This window comes from Ruegeria aquimaris (assembly GCF_025751555.1).
Lineage (GTDB): Bacteria > Pseudomonadota > Alphaproteobacteria > Rhodobacterales > Rhodobacteraceae > Ruegeria_B > Ruegeria_B aquimaris.
In genome coordinates this window covers 84,164-107,387 of the sequence record NZ_JAOWLB010000018.1, presented here as the reverse complement: position 1 = coordinate 107,387, position 23,224 = coordinate 84,164, and the positions used below count along the sequence as shown (strand labels likewise).

Sequence of the window (23,224 nt, the reverse complement as noted above, 5' to 3'; positions counted from 1 at the left end):
GAAGGACGTAACCCAGAACTCCTCAAATGATAGCGATGGTGCCGCGTTCCTTCGCATTATCGCGTCCTCGCGATTACAGATCATCCACAGCAACCTTGAGGCCGCGCTTCAGGCCTCGGGTATTTCCTCCGAGACCAGCACCTTGAACCCTCAGGCGAAATCCGCCGCGCGTTCGGCCTTCGAGAGCAACAAGCAGCGCTTCTTCAATCACCTCATCACCGCCATGAAATGCCCCTCACTCATCCGCGCCATCGAAGCGGACCTGGCGGCGGGGCATTCGGCGGTGATCCAGGTGGTCTCGACCAGCGAGGCGGTGATGGAGCGCCGCCTCGAGGACATTCCTCCTTCGGACTGGGATGATCTGCAGGTCGATTTTACGCCGAGGGAGAACATCATGGACTACCTGATGCACAGCTTCCCGACGCAGCTCTTCGAGCCATACACTGACGAGAATGGCGATCTGCGCTCGCGCCCCGCCCTCGATGGCGATGGCAACCCGATCATCTGCCGTGAAGCAGAGCGGCGGCGGGATGATCTTATCGAGCATCTTGGGGCGCTCGCTCCAGTGCAGGGCGCGCTCGATCAGATCCTCTGGCATTTCGGCGGGGAGGCCGTGGCCGAGGTCACGGGGCGCAAGCGGCGCATCGTGAAAACGCGCGAGGGGCGGCTCAAGGTCGAGAACCGCCCCGCCTCGTCGAACCTCGGCGAGACGCAAGCCTTCATGGACGATGCCAAACGCATCCTGATCTTCTCTGATGCGGGTGGCACCGGGCGCAGCTACCATGCCGATCTTGGGGCAAAGAACCAGCGCCTTCGGGTGCATTACCTGCTGGAGCCGGGCTGGAAGGCCGATAACGCGATCCAGGGGCTGGGGCGCACCAATCGGACCAATCAGGCCCAGCCCCCGCTCTTCCGGCCTGTGGCGACCAATGTGAAAGGCGAGAAGCGGTTTCTCTCCACGATCGCGCGTCGCCTCGACACGCTTGGGGCGATTACCAAGGGACAGCGCGAGACTGGCGGGCAGAACATGTTTCGCGCCGAAGACAACCTCGAGAGTCCCTATGCCCGGGCGGCGCTGCGGCAGTTTTTCTACAAGCTGCGCGCGGGCAAGATCGAAGCCTGCTCCTACGCGAAGTTTCAGGAAATGACCGGGCTGACGCTCGATGAAGCGGATGGCACCATGAAAGAAAACCTGCCACCGATCCACCAGTTCCTGAATCGCTGTCTCGCGCTCCGGATCAACATGCAGGATGCGATCTTTGAGGCCTTCGGCGGGTTTCTGTCGGCGATCATCGAAGACGCGCGCCAGGCGGGAACGCTCGATGTCGGCCTCGAGACCCTGCGCGCTGAGAAGTTCGAGATCATCGATCGCAAGGTCATCTTCGAGCATGAGCCGACGGGGGCGACGGCCACCGCCCTGGCCGTGGAGCGGACCGATCGCAACGACCCACTGACCCTGCCCCGGGTCAAAGCCATCTGCGCCGACACGAAGGGCGCGATGCTGTGCTGGAACAAAACCTCCAAACGCGCGGCGCTGATGGTGAATGCGCCGGCTTTCATGGACGAAGACGGCGTGCCGATGCTTCGGGTGAAGCTCCTGCGGCCCATGGCGACCGAAATCCTCGCGCTTTCAGAGTTCTCGAATTCGCACTGGGAAGAGGTCGACGATCGGATGTTCGAACAGCTCTGGCAGGCCGAAGTCGAGGCGGTGCCGGAGTTCACTACATCGAAGATCACGCTGATCTGCGGCCTCCTTCTGCCGATCTGGGACCGGTTGCCCGCTGACAACATGCGCATCTATCGCCTGCAGACCGAGGACGGGGAGCGCGCCATCGGTCGCTTGGTCAGCCACGAGCAGCTTCTGAACGTCTACGTGCGGCTCGGTCTTGATTGCCAGATCGAGATGTCGCCGCAGGAAGTCTTCGCGGTAGTGATGGAGGCCAGGACGACCTTAAGTCTGCTTGGCGACTATCAACTGCGCCGTTCACTCGTCATGGGGCAGTCGAGGCTTGAACTCATTGGCGCGTCGGGCGCGGCCCTGCCCGGCTTGAAGGCCATGGGCTGCTTCACCGAGGTGATCCAGTGGAAGACGCGGGTGTTCATCCCGGTGGAGGGCATTGACGTGCTCACGCGGATCCTTGCCGAGCATCCTGTTGGCGCCAGCGCAGCGGATGCCGCCGCATGAGCGCGCAGCGCAGCATCGCAGACCTCTCGGCCGATCTGGCAGACCGTGCCGAGAGTTTCTGCCGCCAGTATTTCCCCGAGGGGCGCAAGCAGGGAAATTATTGGCAGGTTGGCGATACCTCTGGCGCAAAGGGCCAGAGCCTTGCCATCCGGCTCCAGGCGGAAGGCGGGCGCAAGGCCGGGTCCTGGACCGATTATGCGACGGGGCAATATGGCGACCTGATCGATCTCCTGCAGGAACGGCTTGGATTGGTCACGCTGAAGGAAACGCTGAGGGAGGTCCGGTCCTTTCTGGGCGAAGCCCCCTGTCCTGCCGTAGCTCGTGGAACCCAAAGAGCTGAGCGTCCGGATGCAGCCTCGAGCAAACGCATCGCGCGGGCGCGTAAACTCGTTGCCGCTGGCAAGCCGGTCTTGGGCACCCTGGCCGCCACCTATCTGCAGGGGCGTGGCATCACACGGCTGGGTCCGGCGCTGCGCTATCACCCACGGGTCTTCCTGCGGCACGGCACGGACGACGCCGATCCGCCGCAAAGGGCCCCTGCCCTGCTCGCGAAGATCACCGACAATCGGGGCCAGATCACCGGATGCGCAAGGGTCTATCTCGACCTGTCCACCGGCGGTTTGGCCGAAATCGAGAGCCCGAAACGGATCTTGGGGCAGCTGCACGGCCATGCCACCCGTTTCTGGTCCGGTACGGGCCGCTCCGACCTCATCGTCGGCGAAGGTCTCGAGAATACCCTTTCGGTCGGCACGGCCCTGCCCGAGTTCGACCTCGCCTCCTGTCTCACCGCCACCCATCTCGGGCTCTTCATCCCGCCGCCGGGGATCAAGCGTATCTGGATCGCGCGGGACAATGACGACGCAGGACGCAATGCATCGATGAGATTGCGCAACCAACTGGAATCGCTTGATATTGCCTGTGGCGATCTCGTGCCAGCCATGGGCGATTTCAACGACGATCTGCGGACATTTGGAAGAGATGCGCTGCGCCGGTCCCTGCTCGAGGCCATGAAAGCACAAGGTCTGGAGATCGAGGATGGGTGACCGCCGACCTCCTCTGGGATGCCTGACAGGGCAAAGGTTCCGCGGGTTCGATCTGATCCCGTTTGGATAAGGGGTGCGATGGACCGGCGGGTCGGAGCAGAGTGCTCCTCGACCGGGCAGCAATGCGCCGAGAGCCGGAAAATTCCCCTGAGCCTTCGGCTCATTCCTCGCGGAACCAATTTCCGGCCCGCGGCGCATTCTCCGCGTTGCTCCGATCCTGACGGATGCGGCCCAGTCGCCGCCGGTCCTGGTATCGCCCCATCCAAATCGGGTCAGATCAAACAGAGGAACCAGACAATGCCCCATCAGACAGACATCCAAGAAGAGACCGGCGTGACCTCCGCCATCCTCGACCACCTGGCACTTCACGGCGCAACGCCCGGGCCCGGCGAGACCGATCATCGCCCCCTGCCCCAGCCCGACGAGGTCGAACTCGCCATGGCGACGCTCTTCGACACCAGCATCGGCCTCCTCACCGGCAGCCAGTTGGAAGACAATCTCGAAGAGATGCTCTGGTCTCTCACCTCGATCTTCCATCGCCGGCTGACCCATATCCAGAAGCTCCTCGATGACAACGAATTCGAGGTCCGGGAAAGTCTGGCGGTCCAGGACGGCTCCGAGGTCGCCTCGGTCGAGCTCGAGCGCCTCCAGATGATCGGGCTCAAGCTCTGGGACCATCGCGACGCCTTCGAGCAGATGCGCGATCTGGCCGTGGACCACTTCTCGGCCGCCACCGGTTCGGCCTGGCTGCCCCGCACCGGATCCAAGGTCTCGCATCGCGGCTTGACCTCCGCCGTGGTGGACAGCCGGGCCTATCTCTCGGCAAAGCGGCGCAAGGAGACCGAGGTGCACTGCCCCGAAGGCACGCGGATTGCGTTTTCGGGCGGGGACTATCAGGCCTACGATCTGATCTGGTCCGTCCTCGATGCCACCCATGCGAAATATCCCGACATGGTGCTGCTGCACGGTGGTACGCCAAAAGGTGCAGAAATGATCGCGGCCCGTTGGGCAGATACCCGTGGTGTCACCCAGGTGGTCTTCAAGCCCGACTGGAAGAACCACGGCAAGGCAGCCCCCTTCAAGCGCAACGACAAGATGCTCGATACCATGCCCCAAGGTCTGATCGCCACGCCCGGTTCGGGCATCACAGAGAACATCGTCGACAAGGCCCGCAAGCTCGGGATTCGCATCAAGAGGATCGGGGCTTAGGCCCCGGTTCACGCCCCGCGCAAAAGGTCCTGCACGACAGAAGGTTTCTTGGCGATAAGGGCCAGCAGAACCTGTGCCGGGCCTGTCGGCTGCCGGCGCCCGTGTTCCCAGTTCAGCAGCGTGCCTTTCGCGACGCCAATGCTCTTGGCGAACTCTGCCTGGGACAGGCCCGTCCGTTGCCGAACTTCGGCGACATCGACCTCCGCCACGGAAACTTCATGCACCTTTGCGCCGGCCAAATCGCCATCTGCGAAGGCCAGCGCCTCTTCCAGTCCCTTGGACACGGATTCAAATGCACTCATGTTGCGTCTCCATATTTCGCGACAAGCGCCTTGCTCATCTCTACCGCCGCGGCCTGCTCAGACTTCGACAGGTTGGCTTTCTCATTCTTGGCGAAGACCGTGATCAGGAAAATCGGCATATGGCTCCCGCCAAAGACATACACCGTCCTGAAGCCGCCGCTCTTGCCACCCCCTTCTCTCGGGATGCGGACCTTGCGCAATCCGCCACCAAGAGAGATGCCCGCTTCCGGATTGGCGGCAATGAAGTTGATCGCCGCCTCACGTTCCTGGTCCGACATGATTGCCTTGGCGCGCCTTTGGAATTCGGGCAGTTCTACCACTGTTTGCAATCGTGTCATCTCTTGTCCCATATAGGTTTCGGCGGTGTATGTGTCAATGACGTATAGCATGAGCACTGGAAGGACAAGTCGGCGACGCTTGCCGGAGCTGGAGAGGATGTCCCGTCCGTTGGTAGCGGTGGCCCTTGGTCAAATGTCCTGTCGCATTTTCTGACCGAACCAACCAGCCGGGCTGTCATTTAGGGCTATTGGATGGTTGCGGTGTCTCGTGGCGACCCAGCCTTTCGTTCCACGCTCTGTTCGCGCCGAGCACTCCTCCGCATCGTGGGCGCTTCAGCGAAGACTATCGGCACGTTAGTGATCCTGGGGATGCGACTTTGACGTCTGGACTATGTCTCATCTTCGGTGAGTTAGGAAGGAGCCAAGACCCTCGTGGCATCTCCCTCGGCTGTTCACCCAGTTTCCTTCGCGGCCACCGCACTTCTCCCTTTGTCCGAGTTGCATGACATGCTGGTCGCAGCTGTCGTCCCGTCCACAAAGGTTGTCACCGATCTTTTTCCCCTGACCCTGCGGGCCATTCCGCGCGGACCAAAAAGACCGGCGCTTGCCCCTCTACGCTGCGCTTCGCCTTCGGTGTGGCCGGGCCTTGGCCAGCTGCAAGGTGACCATCATTGCAACGCAAACAAGGAGAAGAGCAATGACCACGAACTGCATCAAATTCACCAGCGCCGACATCGAAACCGCCAAGGGCACAGGCTCCATCTCGACCCTGACCTTCGACCTCGACATCACGGTCGAACCCGTCGCGAGCACCAACCCGATGGCCCCCACGCACCGCGTCCTCGGCCGCTCCCCGCGCGGCAAGCTGGTCGAGTGCGGCGGCATCTGGAAGAAGCAGAACAAGGAGACCGGCGCCGACTACTACACGCTGACCATCCGCGACCACGGCTTCAACGCCAATCTCGGCAAGGCCGCCAACCAGGACGATCTGTCCCTGCAGGCCGTCATCCCCTGGGGTCCGAAAGACGCCGCGTGACGCAAAGAATCGGCTGGGGCAACCCAGCCGATTCCCGCTGTTTCCTTTCACGCTGACACGCATTCCCCGCATTTTGGAACCAGTGGTTGGCGCGCTTGGTAGAAGCAACTGATCACTGAATTGGCTCAAGGTGATGATGGCGCAATCTGTTTCGGAGGAGACGAGTTCGTGGTTCCCCTAGCGTTCTGAGGCTTCGAGTGTCTTTCACTTTGACAGCCGTGCAGCGCAGAAAAACAAAATAATAACAGATAGATAAGGCGCAACTGGCGCGAGGTTGAAGTTGACTGCACATCCGAGCTAGTGACAGTTTGCCCTAGATATTGGGTAGCTACATTCTTCGATCGCTACACTTTGTCGGGACATCTAGGGACGCCGGTAGATTGGGTAAGAACTAGCCGCCGGGCGAAAATCGTTGTTAAGACTCGGTTTTCCGTGTAGATGACACTTTAGTGAGCGAAATCGCTGAAAAAGCGATATTTAGAGGGCAGGCGGATGCGAGAACGGTCTTTTGCGGCTGATACGAAGGATCAACCCTTCGACGAGATCATCCTACAGCAAGGAGAGTTGATTTCCGACCGCCTCAATATGTTGCGGCAGGAACAGTATCCTCCGGACGCCCAAAAAGGTCTACGTCAGTTTTCATTGGCCGAGGTTGCCTACTATCTCGGCGTGACGCAGTCGACCATTAAGAAGCTTCATCTCGAAGGCAAAGGTCCTGAACCCGAAACATCGTCGTCTGGGAGGCGCAGCTACTCGGCCGAGCAGATGCTGGAACTGAGAGCTTATCTCGACAAGCATGGCCGCCCCGGAAAACGCCGTTATGTCCCCTATCGGCAACCTGGCGAAGAACTGCACGTCGTGTCTGTCGTGAACTTCAAAGGGGGAAGTGGAAAGACCACTACCGCCGCGCACCTCGCGCAGCACTTGGCGTTGAAAGGGCATCGAGTTCTTGCGATCGACTTGGACCCTCAAGCCTCGCTCACAGCTTTGCACGGCATTCAGCCTGAACTCGACGACGTGCCTTCGCTCTACGAGACACTTCGGTATGATGACGAGCGTAAGCCGATCTCAGAGGTGATCCGGCCAACAAACTTTCCCAACCTAGATATCGTTCCGGCAAGTCTCGAGCTTCAAGAGTACGAATACGATACCCCGGTTGCTTTGACGAGCAGCGATCCCCATGAGGGCCGCACCTTCTTCACCCGTATATCGAAGGCGCTTAGCGAGGTCGATGACCGCTATGACGTGGTTGTGATCGATTGCCCTCCTCAGCTGGGTTACCTCACGCTCACTGCTCTCACCGCTTCTTCCTCGGTCATTGTGACGGTCCATCCTCAGATGCTGGACGTAATGTCGATGAGCCAGTTTCTCCTGATGCTGGGCGGGATCATGAAGACGATTCGTGACGCTGGAGCAAACATGCGCCTGAAGTGGTTCCGTTACCTCGTAACGCGATTTGAACCAACGGACGGTCCCCAAAAGCAGATGGTTGGGTTCCTCCAGGCGATGTTCCCAAATCAGATGCTGTCGGCTCCTGTGCTGAAGTCTACGGCGATCTCCGACGCCGGGATCACCAAGCAGACGCTTTACGAAGTTGAACGGTCTCAGTTCGTGCGGACTACTTACGACCGCGCAGTGTCGTCTTTGAATGATGTGAACGACGAAATCGCTGAACTGATCCACAAGGCTTGGGGGCGAGAATGAATGTGGTTTTGACAGCCGTGCAGAGAGCCAGTTTTGACAGCCGTGCAACTGTCGAAAAGTGCGCTGCGCGTCGGTTGGATTCGGGCGAAAGGGAGATGGCTTGATGGCTCGCAAAGACCTCCTGAAGAGCGTTATGGCCGGCTCGCCGGAGCAGCCCAAGGATTCCGGTCGCTCTGGATACGCAATGCGCGGTGCTTCGAAATCGATGAAGGTTTCAATTGATAGCCTTGCGGAGAACTCGAAGCGTCTCCTTGAAGGCGAAACCATTGTCGAGATCGATCCGCAATTGATCGATGTTTCATTCGTTTCGGATCGGCTTAGTGATGACGATGTTGCTTTCGACGAACTGAAAGCATCGATCGCAGCGGGTCGCCAGGACACGCCGGTATTGCTTAGACCGCATCCGGAAGCGGATGGCCGCTATATGATCGTCTTCGGGCATCGCCGTGTGCGAGTTGCATCGGCGCTCGGCCGTAAGGTTCGCGCAGTTGTAAAACCAATGGACGATGTGGCTCACATTCTTGCTCAAGGGCAGGAAAACACTGCGCGCGCAGATCTCTCTTTTATTGAGAAGGCCCTATTTGCGAAGAGCCTCTTGGATATGGGGCAAGCAAAGGACGTGATCCAGTCCGCCCTTACCATCGATGGGACGTTGCTTTCACGGATGCTGTCAGTGGCGCAGAACGTCCCTCGGCACGTCATCGAACTGATTGGGCCGGCCAAGCAGATTGGGCGTGATCGCTGGGAAGACTTCAAGAAGTTGGCTTCGGAACCATCGAATGAAAAGATCCTCAAGGACGCTTTGGAGTTCGACGAGTTTCAGAACCTCGACAGTGATGCTCGCTTTGAGTTTCTGCACAGCAAGCTGGCAGAAGCGGGCAGGGCGCCGAAGCGCCGAAAAACGCGTGCTACGCCCAAGAAACGAACCTGGACTGCCGGCAAAGGCCGCATCAAGGGAGTCATCGGTCGTTCCGGAAAGGCATTCAGCATTTCGCTTACGGCACAAGATTCAACCGAGTTCGGGGACTTTCTCTCGGGTCGGCTTGATCAGCTGTACAGCGAATTCCTCGCGACGAAAGAGGAGCAGTCAGAACAATGATCTAGGCAAAAGAAAAGCCCCCAAGCAGCGTGGCCTGAGAGCTAATCTGAAAAGTTTGGTCGCTTAGAAGATATCTCTCCCGCGAATCACTGTCAACAAGAACGCCACTTTGGCGTACGGCTTTCTTTTGCCTCCACATAACTGGAGGTGAGAAACAGGCATGAAACATACAGGTTGGCGCAAGCCGACACCGGGTCTTGGCATTGCAGAGCAGCTTGCCCAAGCCGGTGAACAGGTTGCTGTACCCAAAACGCGGGCTTTTGTCGCTGTGAAGCGGGTAGGAGCCTACATTGGCCTCAAGGCCGGAGACATGATGCTCCTCGACACGCTCGGGGCCTTCACCCAGGCCCAGGACTGGGAGGAGGGGCAGCGCCCGATCGTTTGGGCGTCGAACGCCTATCTGATGGAGCAGACGGGGTTCTCGCTCTCCGCGCTCAAGCGCCATGCCCGACGCCTGGCGGAGATTGGCGTGATCTCCTTCCAGGACAGCCCGAACGGCAAGCGGTGGGGCCGCAGGGACGCCGAGGGACGCATCGTCGAGGCCTATGGCTTTGATTTGTCGCCGCTGTCGGCGCGTGTCGAGGAGTTCGAGGAGCTGCATGCCGATTTGCAGGCCGAGCGCGAACTCTGTCAGCGCCTGAAGCGCCAGATCACGGTTGCACGCCGTATGATCCGCGCTCGGATCGAGGCGGCCGTCACCAGCGCGCTGCGCGGGCCCTGGGCGCAGTTCATGGGTCTCTTCGAAGAGCTATTGGACCGGCTTCCGCGCCGCCACGAAGCTTCTGAGCAGCTTGCACGGTTGCTGGGCTGGTTCAAGAATCTTCAGGAGCGTGTCGAGGCGGCCTATCTCAAGGCAACAGAGGCTGCCCAGCCTGTGGAAAACACGCTTGAAACTAAGGTACAGGTTTCTGAAAAGACTCAAGAAATGAACCCCAGGGAGGTCATTTCTGAACCTCATATACTAATTACAAACCAACTTGATCCTGTAACTCGTAATTCCTCAGAAAATGAGGAAGTCGCGGCCATGGTGCCCAATGCTCAAACCGAAGATCAGGTTGATAGGGAGCTGGAAGAATGGGTTGCTGAGGTGCGCAAGAAGCGCGCGGCGCTGGATCTGCCCACCGTGATGCAGGCCTGTCCCGAATTCGCGTCGTGGGCGCGCAATATGGGCGGGTTCCTGAAAGATTGGGGCGATTTGCATCGTGTTGCCGGTCAACTCCGGCCAATGATCGGGGTGTCCGAGCATGCCTGGAACGTGGCACAGGACCGTTTGGGCAAACAGGTGGCGACAGCAGCGCTGGCGCTTGTCTTCGAGAAGCATTGCGCAGGCGAGGTTTCGTCGCCGGGCGGCTATCTGCGCGGCATGGTCGAGAAGGCTGGAGCAGGGGAGTTGCATCTCGAGCGCAGCTTCTATGGCAGGCTCAGCGGGCAGGCGGCGTGATGGGGCTGGGGGTCAGAGACCTGCAGCTTTGGTCAGGTTCACCCTGAACCGATCGCGCCGGCGCTGGTAGCGGCGGGTCATCTCGGCCGAGGCGTGTCCCAGTTGTTTCTGGACATGGCGTTCGTCGACCTCAGCGGAACTGGCAAGGCCGGCACGCAGCGAGTGGCCAGAGAACAGCGACTGACGTTCCTTTTCGGGCAGTTCGGAGCGGATGCCGGCGTCCAGGACCGTGCGCTTGATCAGCCGGGCCACATGCTTGTCGGAGAGGCGGGTCTCGAGGGCGCGCTTGCCATCGCGCGAGGTCCCTACAAAGACAGGGCCGAAGTCGATCTTCGCAAAGTGCAGCCATTGCTCGAGAGCATGCACGGGGCAGGTCTGATCCTTGGAGCCGCGGCCGATCTCCACCTCGCGCCATCCGGTCTTGGCATTGAGGGTCAAGAGGGCCCCTTTCTCGAAGATCTCGATCCAACCACCGGAATCCGGCGTATCGTCTTTGTGCACGTCCAGGCTGACGATTTCCGAGCGGCGCAGACCTCCGGCATAGCCGAGCAGCAGGATCGCCCGATCTCGCAGCCCGCGCAGGTCGTAGGGCAGGGTGGCGACCATCGCGAGGATGTCCTCGGCTAGGATGGCTTCCTTCTGCACCGGCGGTCGCGCATGCTTGCGCTTGATTCCGGCCAGCACCGTGGCGATGTGCCGGTTCTTGCGATCAAGTGCGAAACCCCGCTGCGCATAGTTCCAGGCGAGACCGGACAGGCGGCGGTCGATGGTTGAGACGGAGAGGGCAGGGGAGGGGCCTGAACCGGAGGCGAGGTCCGCGAGATAGAGCCCGATCATCTCGGGTGATGGTGGCAGAGGCTCCGCACCCTTCATCCGGCACCAGCGTGCGAATTGCGCCCAGTCCTTTGCGTAGGCCCTCAGCGTGTTCTCGGACGCAGCGGCTCGGGCATAGTCGCGGGCTGTATCGACCAGCCGATCGAGCGTGCCGGACCCCGCGACATGAGAGGGCAGGGCGATGTCTTCGCTTTTCTCTTGAGCTCTCTCGTCGACGCGAGCATCATCCAGTTCATCAGAGGGCGCTGACGTCGATTTCTCGGTCTCTGAGGGCATTTTCCAGTGAATCCGGCAATGAAATTGAATTGCTTCCCAGCATATCTATTCGTGTCCGATAATGCAAACTTATTGGACATAGCGGAGAGCAGCAAGGTGGGGCGGTTTATACCGTATATTGTGGACGAAAGCGCCGTGACGGGATATCCTTGTGGCATGACATACCAGCCCGCCCCGATCTCCCACGACCCTCACACGCTACCGCAGTTGCCCGGTTGGGTCACCTCCGGGCGTGCGAAAACCCCTGAAACTGTGGCCTTTCGGTCGGGCGCTGCACTAACAGTGCTCGATCAGCTGATCGGCGATCCCAAGTTTGGCGTGCCGGTCAGACTGCTGGCCAACCGGCTAGCGCTCAGCGCTGCGACGGCGACGTCGAAACTGGAAGGACGGCTGGCGCGAGAGGCGGATATCCGCGACGCCTATCATCTGACGCCGCCGGGCGAGGCAAGGGGACCCGATGGCGATCTGCTGGCGTTCTGGAGAGACACCGTGCGCCCGCGAGCGGGCGAAACTGACGAGATTGCCGACCTGGTTGGCGCAGAGTACGCGGGCGAGGCGGGCGTCTGGCTTGATGCGGGATTGGAGCGCGCCCGTACGCATGGGCCGTTGGCGGGCAGCGGGGCCGTTCTGCGAGACGTGCTCCATGCCGACGATCGGGCGGAGCGGGTCGCCTGCCTGCTTTCAGACATCGTCCTGGCGCGCCTGCTGAACTGGAAGACGGTGTTGCCGATTTCTGCGCGGCGGCTGACGAAGGCGGCGCTGCGGAACCTGACCTCGAACGGGCAGGGGGCTGAGCTCGCAGTCCAGGTGCGGATCCTCGAGTCCATCGAAAAGACGATCCGGTTGGCGCGGGGCCTCGCCTGCCGCGCCGAGGCGCTTCGGGTCGTCGCCCCGAAGCTGCGGGCCAAAGGGTCGGAGGCCGCGGTCGACCTGTTCCTGACCGAGGATGCCGTGGCCCCGGCCTCGATGTTGTCGCCGCGCATCCGTGGCACCAACATTCCGATGTCCGACCGCGCGGCGCGACGGTTCTGCGACCGTCTGGTCGAGCTGGGCGTGGCGCAGGAGTTGACCGGGCGACCGACCTTCCGGCTTTATGGGATCGCATCATGAATGTCGCGACCAGAAAGCGGAAACCGGTGGAGGAAGGCGGCGCCGTCTTTGACCGGGAGCTCGACGACCTGCCACAGGAGCTGCGCTGGCGCGAGTGGATGGGCCGGATCGAGGCGGTGCTCTTTGCGAGTGCCTCGCCGGTCGGCCGTGAGGACCTGGCGCGCGTGGTGGGGCAGGGGGCTTCGGTCGAGATGCTGATCGACGACATCCAGGCGGAGCTGACAGGGCGGCCCTACGAGCTGGCTCAGGTGGCCGGCGGCTGGATGTTCCGGACCAAGTCCCAGTTCTCTGATGCCATCAAGGCCGCCGCCGATCTGGGTGACCAGCCGCTCTCCTTCACCGAGATGGAAATGGGGGTGCTCTGCGCCATCGCCTATCACCAGCCGATCGACCGGGCGGGTCTGGCCGACATCTTCGGCAAGGAGGTGAGCCGCGATCTGCTGGCCCGGCTGCGCTACAAGGACCTGATCGCGAGCGGACCGCGCTCGCCGCGACCCGGTGCGCCGCATACCTTCGTGACCACGGAGACCTTCCTGGTGACGTTTGATCTGGAAAGCTTGCGTGACCTGCCAGAACTGGAACTCTAAAGAAATGAGGGTTGAGTAGCATTGAAAGGCGAACACGAATGACAACCGAATGGGAGTGGATCGTCCCCTTCAAGGGACGAAACCATTCAGGGTCCGTCGAACAGAACTTTCTCTGTAGAGCAGGCAATGTCTACGTGATGGACAATCATCGTGCAGCCCTGTGGTGCTGGCTGCAGGAACTCGATCTCACCGCATCCCATTCCCTCATACACATCGACCGTCATCCCGACGCACTTCAGAGCCGTTTGGATGAATGGCTTAAACATTTGCCAAGTTGGGCGGCTGGGATCGACGCTTACCTCGGAAAGACCTACCGGAGCGACGGCTTCGATTGTTCTGTCATCCGCTGGGACAACTATCTCTCCATCTACCTGCGGGAGTTCGGGGACAGCCTCACGACATTCCGATGCCTAACCCATGAAGATGGGGACTCACCGAACTTCGGCCATCCGATGTACAGTTCGCCATGGGAACTACCCGAGAACCTCTCGTATTGGCTTGCCGAAAGGGAAGCGCCATGGATCGTCAACATCGACCTGGATTACTTCTACTGCCAGTTTGAGTCTGACATTCGCATGATGGTCTCCGATGACTACATTGATGCCGTCGCTTCAGGCCTCAAGGATGCGATGGATCGTGGCACGATCAGAGTTCTTACGCTTTGCCTGACGCCGGATAGCTATACACCAAGCTGGGCGGCGACCGAGGCCCTGGCTGCCCGGATTCTGGAGCGACTCGATCTGGCATTCCAGCTTCCGGATGTTGTTGAACCCATGTAGCGAGACAGATACCTACAGCCAGAGTTTATCGATCCCCCAATCCTTTGATACCTTACAGCATGAGCCGCATCGACCCCGCCAACTTCCGACAGGACAGCATTTCCGACAGATACGTCTGCACAAAGTGCTTTGGCGACGAAGATCTCAAGGACGTCATCCGGAATGATGGGGACCCCGGTCGGTGCAGCTATTGCCACGCACGTCGCCGGAAGGTTTTGCCCCTTGAAGTAATCGCGGAGTTCATCGAGCGCAGGATGGGAACATTCTACGGCACCGCGGTCGACCAGTTGCCCTACAATTCCCGTGAAGGTGGTTACCTGGGGTCGCATTGGGATACGCAAGAACTGCTCTTCGACGAGATTGGTCTGACTATCGAAGCTCGAGATCATGACCGGCTGATGGACGATCTGCTCTGCGAGATCGAGGACGACGTCTGGTGCGAGTACGACTGGCTTTCCCTCGAATTCGACGACAGCATGACGTATAGCTGGCGCGATTTTCGGCGCATCACGATGTCGGAGAGAAGGTTCTTTTTTCACTCTGTCGGCGCAAGCGATGTGTCGCACCCGGATGAACGCTCTGCTGGAATGTTTCTTGTCGAACTCGCAGAGCTCATCGATGAACTCGGATTGGTGCGCTCGGTGCCTGTTGGGCAATCCTACTATCGCGTGCGGAACCAAACCGTGCCGCCATTCGAACCTACGGCTGCCGCCCTTGGCCCGCCACCCGCCCGCATCTGTCTGCAGTCAAACCGAATGAACCCGCCGGGGATCCCAATGTTCTACGGGGCTGAAGATGGTCCCTCTGCAATCGCCGAGGCTCGCGCGAAGGAGCCTGTATTGGCGCGCTTCCAAACCGAGATGCCGATCATCCTGGTCGACCTTGCCGAGCTTCCACGGATTCCGGGGTTCTTTTCGAGTGCGCCTCGGCGGGTTCGTCAGGGCCTGTCGTTTCTGCACCAACTGACTCGCGAGATGGCGGAGCCGGTCGAGCAGGACAATCGTGTGAATGTCGACTACATCCCGACGCAGATCGTTACTGAGTTCTTCAGGGACTGGTCATTCTCTGCAGGAAGCCCCCACGGCATCCGCTACGTTTCGGCTTTGGGGTCTACGGCCGCCAATGTCGTGCTCTTTGCCGGCCCTGAAAACGTCGTCGATGCCGATGCGTCCGAAGATGGTGCTTGGCTGCGGCTTGTAGAGGTTGAATATCCATGACCTGTCCTTCCTGCTGCTCAGGAGATGGAGGTTTCTTGGCGGTACTTGATCCGCGTCGTCACCATCAGGTGGAACGCCATGCCGCCGCTATCGCACCCGACGCAGCAGGTTATCGATGAGTTGATTTGGCAAAAAGACCGCCTTGTCGTCCCGCCAAAGCCTCAATGCCGTTTCAAGCAACTTGGGGTCACAAAGGCTGTCCCTCAGTAGTTGGTCGACCACCCATAGAACGCCATGCGCGGCGATCCCGTTGTCCTCGGCGACGCGCCGCAGCAGACGGTCTCCGGTGAGCAAAATAGCTTCCGCATGCACCTGTGCCGTCACGAGACAAAAGCAATCGTTCGCCGACAGACGCCCGTGCCGCTTCCTGAATTCGAATGCCTGGCCGACTTGGGCCGGCGGCAGGTCATACGTCGCCATGCCGCTTCCGTCGAGGAGCGCCCATTCCTGAGGTGTGAAATCCAGGATCTCGCTCGCGCGCACGGGAAGCGGTACGATGAACTCGTAGGGTAGGGCGCACAGGACGTGCAACAACCGACCCTTCCGAAGATCGATCAAACAGCTGGCGTCGTTGACGATCACGCGGGCCACGAGACGGACTATCCTCTGATGTTCTCTTCAACGGTGGGCAGCGAGAGGTGCAGCATCTGAGCGGCGCGCACCGGCGAGATCAGTTCTTCTCCTAGCGCACGCCAGACCAGGCGTTCAAAACGCTGCGGATGCTCGAAAGCGCCGAACCCCTCATCATCCCGTATCTCGTCCGGCTCGCTGGTGCGCCAGCGCCGTGCGTAGGTCCGGAACGCGTAGTCGATCATCGACTGGGGCAGGATGCCAACCTGTCCGAGGCGCATCAGCATCGCTGCTGCCGACACGCCATAGAGCCGCTTCAGCCGCATGATCTCCATGTAGGTCATGCCACTGCGCGAGGGACCGGCCTCTTCGATCAAATGATCGGTTGGTATCAGGAACGCACCGGCAAAACGGTTCATCGCCTTCTCGAGTTTGACCGCCGAGTTTCCGGTCGCCCGAATGACACGGTGCGCGAGTTCATGGGCCAGATTGAACCGCCTGCGCTCGACATTGGTGCGGCTTGAAACCACGACGACATCGGTGGAACTGCGGCCTTCACTGCGACGTACCTCGCAGGCCAGCCCATCGAAGCGCTCGGCGAAATCGGCTTCGATGACCTTTATGCCCTTGTCCTCGAGCAGCCGCGACATGCTGGGAATAGGGTCGTTGCCAAGCTTCCAGTGCTTTCGCAGCTTGCGCGCGAGCACGTCCAGATCTTCGTACCTCGCGACGACATCGGTCACCAGATCGCCGAATGGGTCACCCGGCGGCGCGATCTCGAGAATGTCCTCGATCGCCAAGTAGTCCTCTAGCATTTCTATGACGATGGCTTCCGCATGAGCGCGATCGCTCGCAGAGGTGCTGGAGTGCTTGCGAAATTCGATGCCGACGAGTTCCTCGACCTGGCCTCCCATCAGGAAATCGAGTGACACGCCAAGCGCCTTGCTCAGTCCGACGAGGACCGAGGAGGACGGGTTCATCTTGTCCGCCTCGTATTTGCTAATGGCCTGTGCGGTGATCCTTGGTGAGGTGCGGTCGGCAAGCCCCTGCATCGACAAGCCCGCCTTCTTGCGGGCCAATCGCAACCGTTGTCCAAACATGGTCTGCTCCCGTAAAACGTCGGTTGATAAACGACATTTAATACTGTATATATCAACACAAGATTGACGAATCGTCAAGGAAAAAAGGCACTTGGAGATTAAAATGACCAAGAAAAATCAGCATGTTGTTCCCCACAAAGACGGTTGGGCCGTGAAAGGCGCCGGCAATTCGAAGGCAACGGCCATCCACCCGACGCAGCAAGCCGCAATCACCCAGGCGCGGGACATCGCCCGCAATCAGGGCTCGGAAATGCTGATCCACGGAACCAACGGTCGCATCCGCGAGCGCAACACCTACGGCAAAGACCCCTATCCCCCGGAAGGCTAAGTGAATTATGAGACGTATCCTGTGCATCGATGGCGGTGGCATCAAAGGCACGCAACCCGCGGCCTTTCTGGCGGGTTTGGAAGAAGACCTTGATGAACCGATTGGCCGCTACTTCGACCTGATTGCGGGAACGTCAACCGGGGGTATTCTCGCGGTCGGCCTCGCCCTCGGCATCCCGGCAAAGACCCTTCTAGAACTCTACGAAAACCGCGGGCCAACGATCTTCGGGCAAGCGGGGGACAAGAGTTGGCTGGGGCGAAAGGCCCGGGACGCGCGTGCCGCCCTGCGTCACCTGGTCAAGCCCAAGCACGAGGCATCCACGCTTCGGGACGAGCTCCGCGCCGTCATCGGTGACAAGCTCATCGGCGAAGCGGAGACCCGGTTGCTGATCCCGGCCTGGGATGCCGATCAGCGCAGCGTCTACATCTACAAGACGTCGCATCATCCACGGCTTACCAAGGATTACCGGAAGCCTGCCCTCGACGCGGCGATGGCGACGTCGGCCGCACCGACCTATTTTGCGCGCCACAAGACGGTGGATGATGTCGGACTCCTCGATGGCGGCACCTGGTGCAACAATCCGGTGGGCGTCGCGACCGTCGAAGCGATCTCGATGCTCGGCTGGTCTCCGAAGGACCTGCACATTCTGAGCCTTGGCTGTGTCGACGAGGTCTACATGTTGCCTGAATCTCCCGGCAAGGCCGGTCTCGGGCTGAAGGCCCTCAGTCTTTTCATGGACGGGCAATCCCGCGGAGCGCTCGGCATTGCCCGTCATCTGACAGGCGATCCGCACGACCGGACGGCTGTTCACCGGTATTCGCCGAGCGTGCCTCAGGGTTTCTTTTCCCTCGACGACACCACCAAGATCCAGAGGCTCAAGGGGCTTGGCGCCTCGAGCGCTCGGCACGCGAGCCCCACCCTGACCCCCATCTTCTTCCAGCAACCTGCCGAGCCGTTCGTGCCCGTGCATCAACTCGAACGGAACGCGGCATGAACCAGATCTTCTCGCACCCCCTCACCGATACCGCCATTCAGCGGCGGGCGCAGGTCTTCACGATCCTCGAAGAAATCTGCCAGGAGTTGGAATGGACCCAGACCCAGTTTGAGAAAGCCCGAACCAGCTACGAGGCGGTCGCGGACTGGTTGTCCGGATCGAGCGACCCGATGCTAGCTTCCCTCCATGTATATCTGCACGGCTCTGGCGCACTCGGCACCTCGATCAAACCAATCGGACGCGACGAGTTCGATGTCGACCTGATCAGCTTCATCCTCGGTCTTGGCCCGGCAATCGCACCGGCACGCCTGAAGGCTGCGATTGGCAAGCGCCTGCGCGAACATGCCTACTACGCGTCGATCCTGGAAGAAAAGAAGCGCTGTTGGCGCCTGAACTACGCCAGTGACTTTCACCTCGATATCTCCCCGACCATTGCCAATCCGAACTGCATTAACGGCGGCGAGCTGGTGCCCGATCGCAAGCTGCGGGATTGGCACGCGACGAATCCCCGGGCCTATCGGACCCTCTTCGACGAACGGGCGGCCCTTGTCCCGAGGATGACGCAGTCGATCATCGCGGCGCAGCGCGATGCGGCCACGACCGAGCCCTTCCCAGTCCGTCAGTCCGTCAAAGGCATTCTGCGGCGGACCGTGCAGCTCCTGAAGCGTCACCGGGATCTGGAGTTCCTGCATGTTCAGGAAGAAATCGCGCCGATCTCGATCATCATCACGACCCTGGCCATGCGATCCTATGAGATGTGTGTCAGGCGCCACGTGTTCGCAGATGAGCTCCAGGTGCTGATCGACACGATCCGTCTGATGCCGGTCTTCATCGAACGCCCGTTGGTCAATGGCCGCCAAATCTACGCGGTCTGGAACGAGACGACCGAAGGCGAAAATTTTGCCGAGCGTTGGAACGAAGAACCCGCGCGGGTCGAGGCCTTCTACAAATGGCATGGCAAGGCGCTTGCGGATTTCGAATCCCTGCGTGACCTCGTTGGCCTCGACGCGATTGTCGGCTCCATGAAGGACAGCCTGGGTGACAAACTTGTTGCCCGGACCATGAACCGGCGGATGGATGCGCTGAACGAAGGGCGCAAGACGGGCGCTCTCATGCTTGGTGCCGGTGTCGGCTTGACGACCCAAAAATCGACCGCTTCGACGCCCGTTCCCAAGAACGAGTTCTTCGGGGACTAGGCGCGATGGCGGGATCGACCACGAGAAACCGACTGTCATTGCCCCAGCAGTACCTGTTCCTTCAGAGGTCGAAGACGATCTCCGGCGAAGGTGTGCTCGGGCCCGGTCGTTTAGAGTGGCGATTCCAGGCGCAACCGACGCCGCTTTCCCGGTCGTATCAGGTCACTCTTGTCCTGGAGACGTACGGGACGCCGGACGTTCGGGTCGTAAAACCTGACTTGAGGTTGCTCGCCGGTGGACGCGACCTGCCGCATATCTACCACAACCCGGATCGGCTCTGTCTCTATCTGCCCGGGACCGGGCAATGGGACGCCAGCAAGCGTCTGGACCTCACCATCATCCCCTGGACCCACCTCTGGCTGGTCTATTTCGAGGAATGGATCGTGTCGGACGACTGGAAAGGCGGGGGAAAACACCCTGGAGAGGATGACCCAGACGAGGGCAACCGCGCGTTGCGCCGCAGCCTGCGCCGTATGCGTTGAGTTTCGCACCCGCGACGTTCTCAGCTTGGCTCGCAGACGTGTCGGCTAGTGGTTGTCAGAGTTGGTAGAGACTGGAGATCAGGCCGAGGCCAGTTTCTCGATCAATGGGGACACCAAATGTATTCGGGTCGAAGTCTGTCAGCCCGTTCACCCGCTCCACATAGGCCCTGAGGTCAGCTTTCAGTGGCTCGGTGACCTCGATGGGCTGATCGGTCGGGAGAAGTTGAAGCAACCTAAACACATCGTTCCGGTGCTTCCTGATATCGCTTCCCTTGGCATTCGCGTCGCCATCATCCTTTCGCTGAGACAGGTCGACGAATGCTCTGGCCTTGAATGGGATGAGCAGGCGTTCATCGAGAACAAGAATATCGTCAATGGCGCGACGGCTCTCAAGGAGTGCCTCGTAGTAGTCCGTGTCCAGCAGGATCGCGGAAAGGCTCAGGGTTTCGTCCGAAACCTCCACCACCGTCAGCCCCGCATCCTCCGGAATTTCCAGCGCTTCGGGCTTTCGCGCAAAGAGCTCGAGCATTGCCGGATACGATGGGTCGGTCGGCTTGTGGAACCTGTAGAACTCCCGGCGGCCGTTGCTGCGTTCGCGCGCCTGGTAACCTCCGCTATCCAGGAAGGCCTTCAGGGACTGTGCGAAGGACGGATCCACCACCTCTACGCAGAGCACCATGTCGATGTCGTTGGTCTGGCGGAAATCGATGCCGACCTCCTCGAAAATCATCGAACATGCGGTGCCGCCGATAACCGCATAATGGTCGGCATGGTCCGCGAAATGCTCTCGAAACTTGTCCAGACCGACTACCACGCGAATTGCTCCAACAATTGTTCCGCAGCGGCTTCCAGCCGCTCGTCGGGGTTATCGCGGAACTGCAGGTAGAGCGACAGCACATCGACCTCACGTGCACCCGACACGATATCGGGGTCGTACCACCAAACGTCGATCGCGAAGTTCGGCTCCTCTTCCTGTTCGACCTCTTTCCCAAACTCGCCACTTTGAATCCGCTTCCAGTCCTTTGGCCCGGCAGCAAAACGCATGATGCGGGGCCTGGACATTGTCGATCGCTCCGAGAGTGCACTTTCGCCACCGGTTGGCAGATACTCAGGCAATGGGCTGCCGTAGAAGCCCTTCGGCAGGGAGGGTGCCCGAAACCAATGTTCGGCTTTGACCGGTGAGCGCAGTCTTGAAGCTGCGGCTTCGAACAATTCTCGAGGAGCTTCGGAGAACTGGATATGCTTGCTGCGCCCTCGCGTTTCCACATGCGCAAGCTCGCTGGCTTCCAGCTCTTCGAAGGCGCGGCCGATCGACATTGCCGAGTATCGCAAGATTTCCGCGAGATCGCTCGGTCGTGCGTCTTCCACGTCCCTGAGGTTCAGGTGTCGCAAGAAGAGTGCCTGCGATGCCGGCGAAAGCTGGTCCTCTGCAAAATCGCGTCTTCGCCGAAAATGCTCCCGGAGGTCCATGGCAAGCTGCGGGATGAACAGTTGATTGCCCGGGACAATAAAGGCCGCGGACTCCTCGATGAGCCGGCTGCGTTGATAGGCGGATAGGTGGTCCAGGACCAATACGAGGATTCCCTCAAAGTGGCGTTGGATAGCTCCAAGCTGTTTGGAAATGCCTGTAGGATTCTTGGCGTCCTCTGACATCGGCACGACGAGCAAGATCGTATGCCCGAAGAGCTCCGTTTGTCGGTACTCGAACCCATTGGCAAGAAAGAGCGGCAACCCTTTCTTGCTCCCCCAGGCCTTCAGGCTGGCTGGCACATGAAGCGTTGTACGCAGGTGAGACTGCGCATCCTTGATGAGGTCCTGGCAGGATTTCTGATCCGCTTCTAACATGAATTTGGAAGCTAACATTGATAGTGTTAGTTTTCAAGGATAATGTTAGTATCGTCGCTGCGAACCGTGATCCCTGTGCCGACCGTGCTTCCGCAGGCGGCGACGCGGTCAGATGCCAGTTGCATGATGGTGCGATCCGTCCTATCTTGTAGACGCTCTTGGCAGGAGCATGGCACTCGCCGTTCCGAAGCTGCAGGCAGCACTGCCCGAAGATCTTTCTAGCGATCCCCATCAGCTAACACTCTGGCTTGTAGGGCGGTAGGCGAGTGACGTTCGGTGTCAAGCCGGGAGATAGCTATGTTGATCGATGGTCCACGACCTACCACCCTTGTTGGGGTGAAACGCCTTGCCAAGCAGCTGAAGAAGACAAACGGAATCAAGCATTCTGACGCGCTTGATCTTGCTGCCAAGTCTGCCGATTGTGTCAACTTTCGTCACGCACAGCGCACTTTGCCTACCAGTGGTTTCACGAACTCCAAGCCCTATGTGTTGCTGACGATCTACTGGATCGACAAGGAGCGCGGCCATCGCTGCGGGCGGGAAACACTGCGGATCGAGCTTTCCAAGCCTATCCTCGAACTCTGCCCTAAAAGTGCGCTCAGATATGTTCGCGGATTCGGAAACCTTCGAATGGTTGCCGATGACCATTTTGTCTGTGATGACATTGCCCACAAGCAAGAATATGCGCGGGATCGGCTTTGTGCAGCTGAGCGTTCGCTTCGTTTCATGGAGCATACCGGACTGCGACCAAACCGAGACCGCAGGAACTACCCCAGAATTCTGGACACCGACAAACTGCCCAATATCGACCATTCGACAGACTGGGTAGATCCGGCCAGTAGTCAATTCGTCCTGATTGACGAGCCCTATGGCAACGCGCCCGACGATTCAAATCGCGCAGCATGGGCGACCCGCAACGGCTGGCGGCTTGAAAAGGCGTCTTGGCCCGGGATGTATCGGCCCTACGATTGCGATCTCTATGTCGGTATCGACACACGCTCAGGATACGACGTTGACGCTCTGATGGAAAAGATCAATGCCATGCCAGAGCCAGTCGTCAGCGAAAACTGGACGGGAGAATCTGTACCTTCATGGGAGACGTTTCTCAGCCCAATGGCCAAGACGAAACAGGACGAACGCCGCGCAAGGTGCAAGGGGATGATCTATCCCTCTCCGAGCAAGGCCACCGTGCCCTATAACTACAACCCCGGGTGTTCGCGCCGCCGTCCAGCTGGTGAACTCGGAATTGATGGCCATGTGCAGGCAGGCCGCGTGATCAAGACAGTGATGTCGTCGCAGTATGCGTCAGGCGGGGTCTATACGCGGTTGAATTCGCTTCGGTCGGAGCTCGAGGATTGGCTCAGCCTTGAGATTGATCGGGGGCAACTCGACGGCCCTGAGTTCTTCGAAGTCTACTATACTCGAACCGATGAGGATCAGGCGTTTCTGCAGGCATTGACCTCTGCTGACGACGTTGTTGCAGCCCTTCGTATGATAGCACGGATGTTGAAGAACGCTTATCCGGATTGCGCCCCACTTCGCCGGCAGCTCCGGCGCATTGAAATGTCCGTATCGATGATAGAAAAGGTGAGATAACTTTTGCGTTGCG

The 23,224-nt window shown here is 59.8% G+C and carries 23 protein-coding genes; 16 read left to right on the top strand and 7 right to left on the bottom strand.

The genetic code is table 11. From position 1 onward, the window contains the following. The 3 genes from OE747_RS19690 to OE747_RS19680 form a co-directional block, all read left to right on the top strand. On the top strand, positions 1 to 2,185 hold a 2,185-nt coding region (locus tag OE747_RS19690), incomplete at its 5' end, for a strawberry notch C-terminal domain-containing protein (protein ID WP_263830187.1). Further along, the gene (locus tag OE747_RS19685; RefSeq protein WP_263830186.1) at positions 2,182 to 3,228 is read left to right on the top strand and encodes a DUF7146 domain-containing protein; all 1,047 of its coding nucleotides are present in this window, start codon (positions 2,182 to 2,184) and stop codon (positions 3,226 to 3,228) included. The genes OE747_RS19690 and OE747_RS19685, both read left to right, overlap by 4 nt. 297 nt (positions 3,229 to 3,525) lie before the next feature. Further along, positions 3,526 to 4,437 (top strand): DUF2493 domain-containing protein, encoded by a 912-nt coding sequence (locus tag OE747_RS19680; protein WP_263830185.1) that lies wholly within the window; start codon positions 3,526 to 3,528, stop codon positions 4,435 to 4,437. Positions 4,438 to 4,445: 8 nt separating this feature from the next. On the opposite strand, the gene OE747_RS19675 is transcribed toward OE747_RS19680, so the two are convergent. Then, entirely contained in the window at positions 4,446 to 4,739 is a 294-nt protein-coding gene (locus OE747_RS19675) for a helix-turn-helix domain-containing protein (RefSeq protein WP_263830184.1), read from the bottom strand. Further along, complete coding sequence (locus tag OE747_RS19670; RefSeq protein ID WP_263830183.1) at positions 4,736 to 5,128, bottom strand: type II toxin-antitoxin system RelE/ParE family toxin; 393 nt, start codon at positions 5,126 to 5,128, stop codon at positions 4,736 to 4,738. Before OE747_RS19670 ends, OE747_RS19675 begins: the two co-directional genes overlap by 4 nt. 586 nt (positions 5,129 to 5,714) lie before the next feature. Between OE747_RS19670 and OE747_RS19665 the strand changes: the two genes are divergently transcribed. The 4 genes from OE747_RS19665 (at position 5,715) to repC (ending at position 10,297) form a co-directional block, all read left to right on the top strand. Further along, the gene (locus OE747_RS19665) at positions 5,715 to 6,053 is read left to right on the top strand and encodes a DUF736 domain-containing protein (RefSeq protein ID WP_037207756.1); all 339 of its coding nucleotides are present in this window, start codon (positions 5,715 to 5,717) and stop codon (positions 6,051 to 6,053) included. A 492-nt stretch (positions 6,054 to 6,545) separates the two neighbouring features. Next, a complete protein-coding gene (gene repA / locus OE747_RS19660; protein WP_263830182.1) occupies positions 6,546 to 7,757 on the top strand; it encodes a plasmid partitioning protein RepA in 1,212 nt (403 codons plus the stop codon). Positions 7,758 to 7,860: 103 nt separating this feature from the next. Continuing rightward, on the top strand, positions 7,861 to 8,856 hold the full coding sequence (gene repB / locus OE747_RS19655) for a plasmid partitioning protein RepB (protein WP_263830181.1): 996 nt from the start codon (positions 7,861 to 7,863) through the stop codon (positions 8,854 to 8,856). A gap of 160 nt (positions 8,857 to 9,016) precedes the next feature. Beyond that, a complete protein-coding gene (repC, locus tag OE747_RS19650; RefSeq protein WP_263830180.1) occupies positions 9,017 to 10,297 on the top strand; it encodes a plasmid replication protein RepC in 1,281 nt (426 codons plus the stop codon). 12 nt (positions 10,298 to 10,309) lie between these two features. Here repC and OE747_RS19645 read toward each other — a convergent pair whose 3' ends face one another. After that, positions 10,310 to 11,407 (bottom strand): tyrosine-type recombinase/integrase, encoded by a 1,098-nt coding sequence (locus OE747_RS19645; protein WP_263830179.1) that lies wholly within the window; start codon positions 11,405 to 11,407, stop codon positions 10,310 to 10,312. Positions 11,408 to 11,563: 156 nt separating this feature from the next. Between OE747_RS19645 and OE747_RS19640 the strand changes: the two genes are divergently transcribed. Genes OE747_RS19640 through OE747_RS19625 form a run of 4 tightly spaced genes read left to right on the top strand, consistent with a single transcriptional unit; the run spans position 11,564 to position 15,100 of the window. Further along, positions 11,564 to 12,517 (top strand): DUF1403 family protein, encoded by a 954-nt coding sequence (locus OE747_RS19640; RefSeq protein ID WP_088726236.1) that lies wholly within the window; start codon positions 11,564 to 11,566, stop codon positions 12,515 to 12,517. Continuing rightward, the gene (gene scpB, locus OE747_RS19635; protein ID WP_088726237.1) at positions 12,514 to 13,104 is read left to right on the top strand and encodes an SMC-Scp complex subunit ScpB; all 591 of its coding nucleotides are present in this window, start codon (positions 12,514 to 12,516) and stop codon (positions 13,102 to 13,104) included. The genes OE747_RS19640 and scpB overlap by 4 nt, the downstream gene beginning before the upstream one ends. Before the next feature lie 38 nt (positions 13,105 to 13,142). Beyond that, positions 13,143 to 13,883 carry a peptide arginase family protein gene (locus OE747_RS19630; protein ID WP_088726238.1) on the top strand — a complete coding sequence of 247 codons (741 nt, stop codon included), beginning with the start codon at positions 13,143 to 13,145 and terminating at the stop codon, positions 13,881 to 13,883. Between the two features lie 59 nt (positions 13,884 to 13,942). Next, positions 13,943 to 15,100, top strand: coding sequence for a HEPN-associated N-terminal domain-containing protein (locus OE747_RS19625; protein ID WP_088726239.1), 1,158 nt, complete (start codon positions 13,943 to 13,945; stop codon positions 15,098 to 15,100). 87 nt (positions 15,101 to 15,187) lie between these two features. On the opposite strand, the gene OE747_RS19620 is transcribed toward OE747_RS19625, so the two are convergent. Together OE747_RS19620 and OE747_RS19615 are read right to left on the bottom strand one after the other, a co-directional pair. Further along, positions 15,188 to 15,691 carry a PIN domain-containing protein gene (locus tag OE747_RS19620; protein ID WP_088726240.1) on the bottom strand — a complete coding sequence of 168 codons (504 nt, stop codon included), beginning with the start codon at positions 15,689 to 15,691 and terminating at the stop codon, positions 15,188 to 15,190. An 8-nt stretch (positions 15,692 to 15,699) separates the two neighbouring features. After that, on the bottom strand, positions 15,700 to 16,770 hold the full coding sequence (locus tag OE747_RS19615; RefSeq protein WP_088726241.1) for a helix-turn-helix domain-containing protein: 1,071 nt from the start codon (positions 16,768 to 16,770) through the stop codon (positions 15,700 to 15,702). A gap of 103 nt (positions 16,771 to 16,873) precedes the next feature. On the opposite strand from OE747_RS19615, the gene OE747_RS19610 reads away from it, so the two are divergent. From OE747_RS19610 to OE747_RS19595, 4 genes are all read left to right on the top strand, one after another. After that, a complete protein-coding gene (locus tag OE747_RS19610; protein WP_088726242.1) occupies positions 16,874 to 17,098 on the top strand; it encodes a DUF2188 domain-containing protein in 225 nt (74 codons plus the stop codon). Between the two features lie 7 nt (positions 17,099 to 17,105). Further along, entirely contained in the window at positions 17,106 to 18,092 is a 987-nt protein-coding gene (locus OE747_RS19605) for a CBASS cGAMP-activated phospholipase (protein ID WP_088726243.1), read from the top strand. Continuing rightward, the gene (locus tag OE747_RS19600; protein WP_088726244.1) at positions 18,089 to 19,288 is read left to right on the top strand and encodes a nucleotidyltransferase domain-containing protein; all 1,200 of its coding nucleotides are present in this window, start codon (positions 18,089 to 18,091) and stop codon (positions 19,286 to 19,288) included. The genes OE747_RS19605 and OE747_RS19600 overlap by 4 nt, the downstream gene beginning before the upstream one ends. A gap of 218 nt (positions 19,289 to 19,506) precedes the next feature. Beyond that, positions 19,507 to 19,770: a hypothetical protein gene (locus OE747_RS19595; protein ID WP_263830177.1), complete on the top strand. Its 264-nt coding sequence runs from the start codon at positions 19,507 to 19,509 to the stop codon at positions 19,768 to 19,770. Between the two features lie 55 nt (positions 19,771 to 19,825). Here OE747_RS19595 and OE747_RS19590 read toward each other — a convergent pair whose 3' ends face one another. Next, positions 19,826 to 20,584, bottom strand: coding sequence for a hypothetical protein (locus OE747_RS19590; RefSeq protein WP_088726246.1), 759 nt, complete (start codon positions 20,582 to 20,584; stop codon positions 19,826 to 19,828). Continuing rightward, on the bottom strand, positions 20,578 to 21,633 hold the full coding sequence (locus OE747_RS19585) for a hypothetical protein (protein WP_088726247.1): 1,056 nt from the start codon (positions 21,631 to 21,633) through the stop codon (positions 20,578 to 20,580). Before OE747_RS19585 ends, OE747_RS19590 begins: the two co-directional genes overlap by 7 nt. 279 nt (positions 21,634 to 21,912) lie before the next feature. Here OE747_RS19585 and OE747_RS19580 point away from each other — a divergent pair, with 279 nt between their 5' ends. Next, entirely contained in the window at positions 21,913 to 23,211 is a 1,299-nt protein-coding gene (locus OE747_RS19580) for a DUF5623 domain-containing protein (protein WP_088726248.1), read from the top strand. Positions 23,212 to 23,224 lie beyond the last annotated feature (13 nt).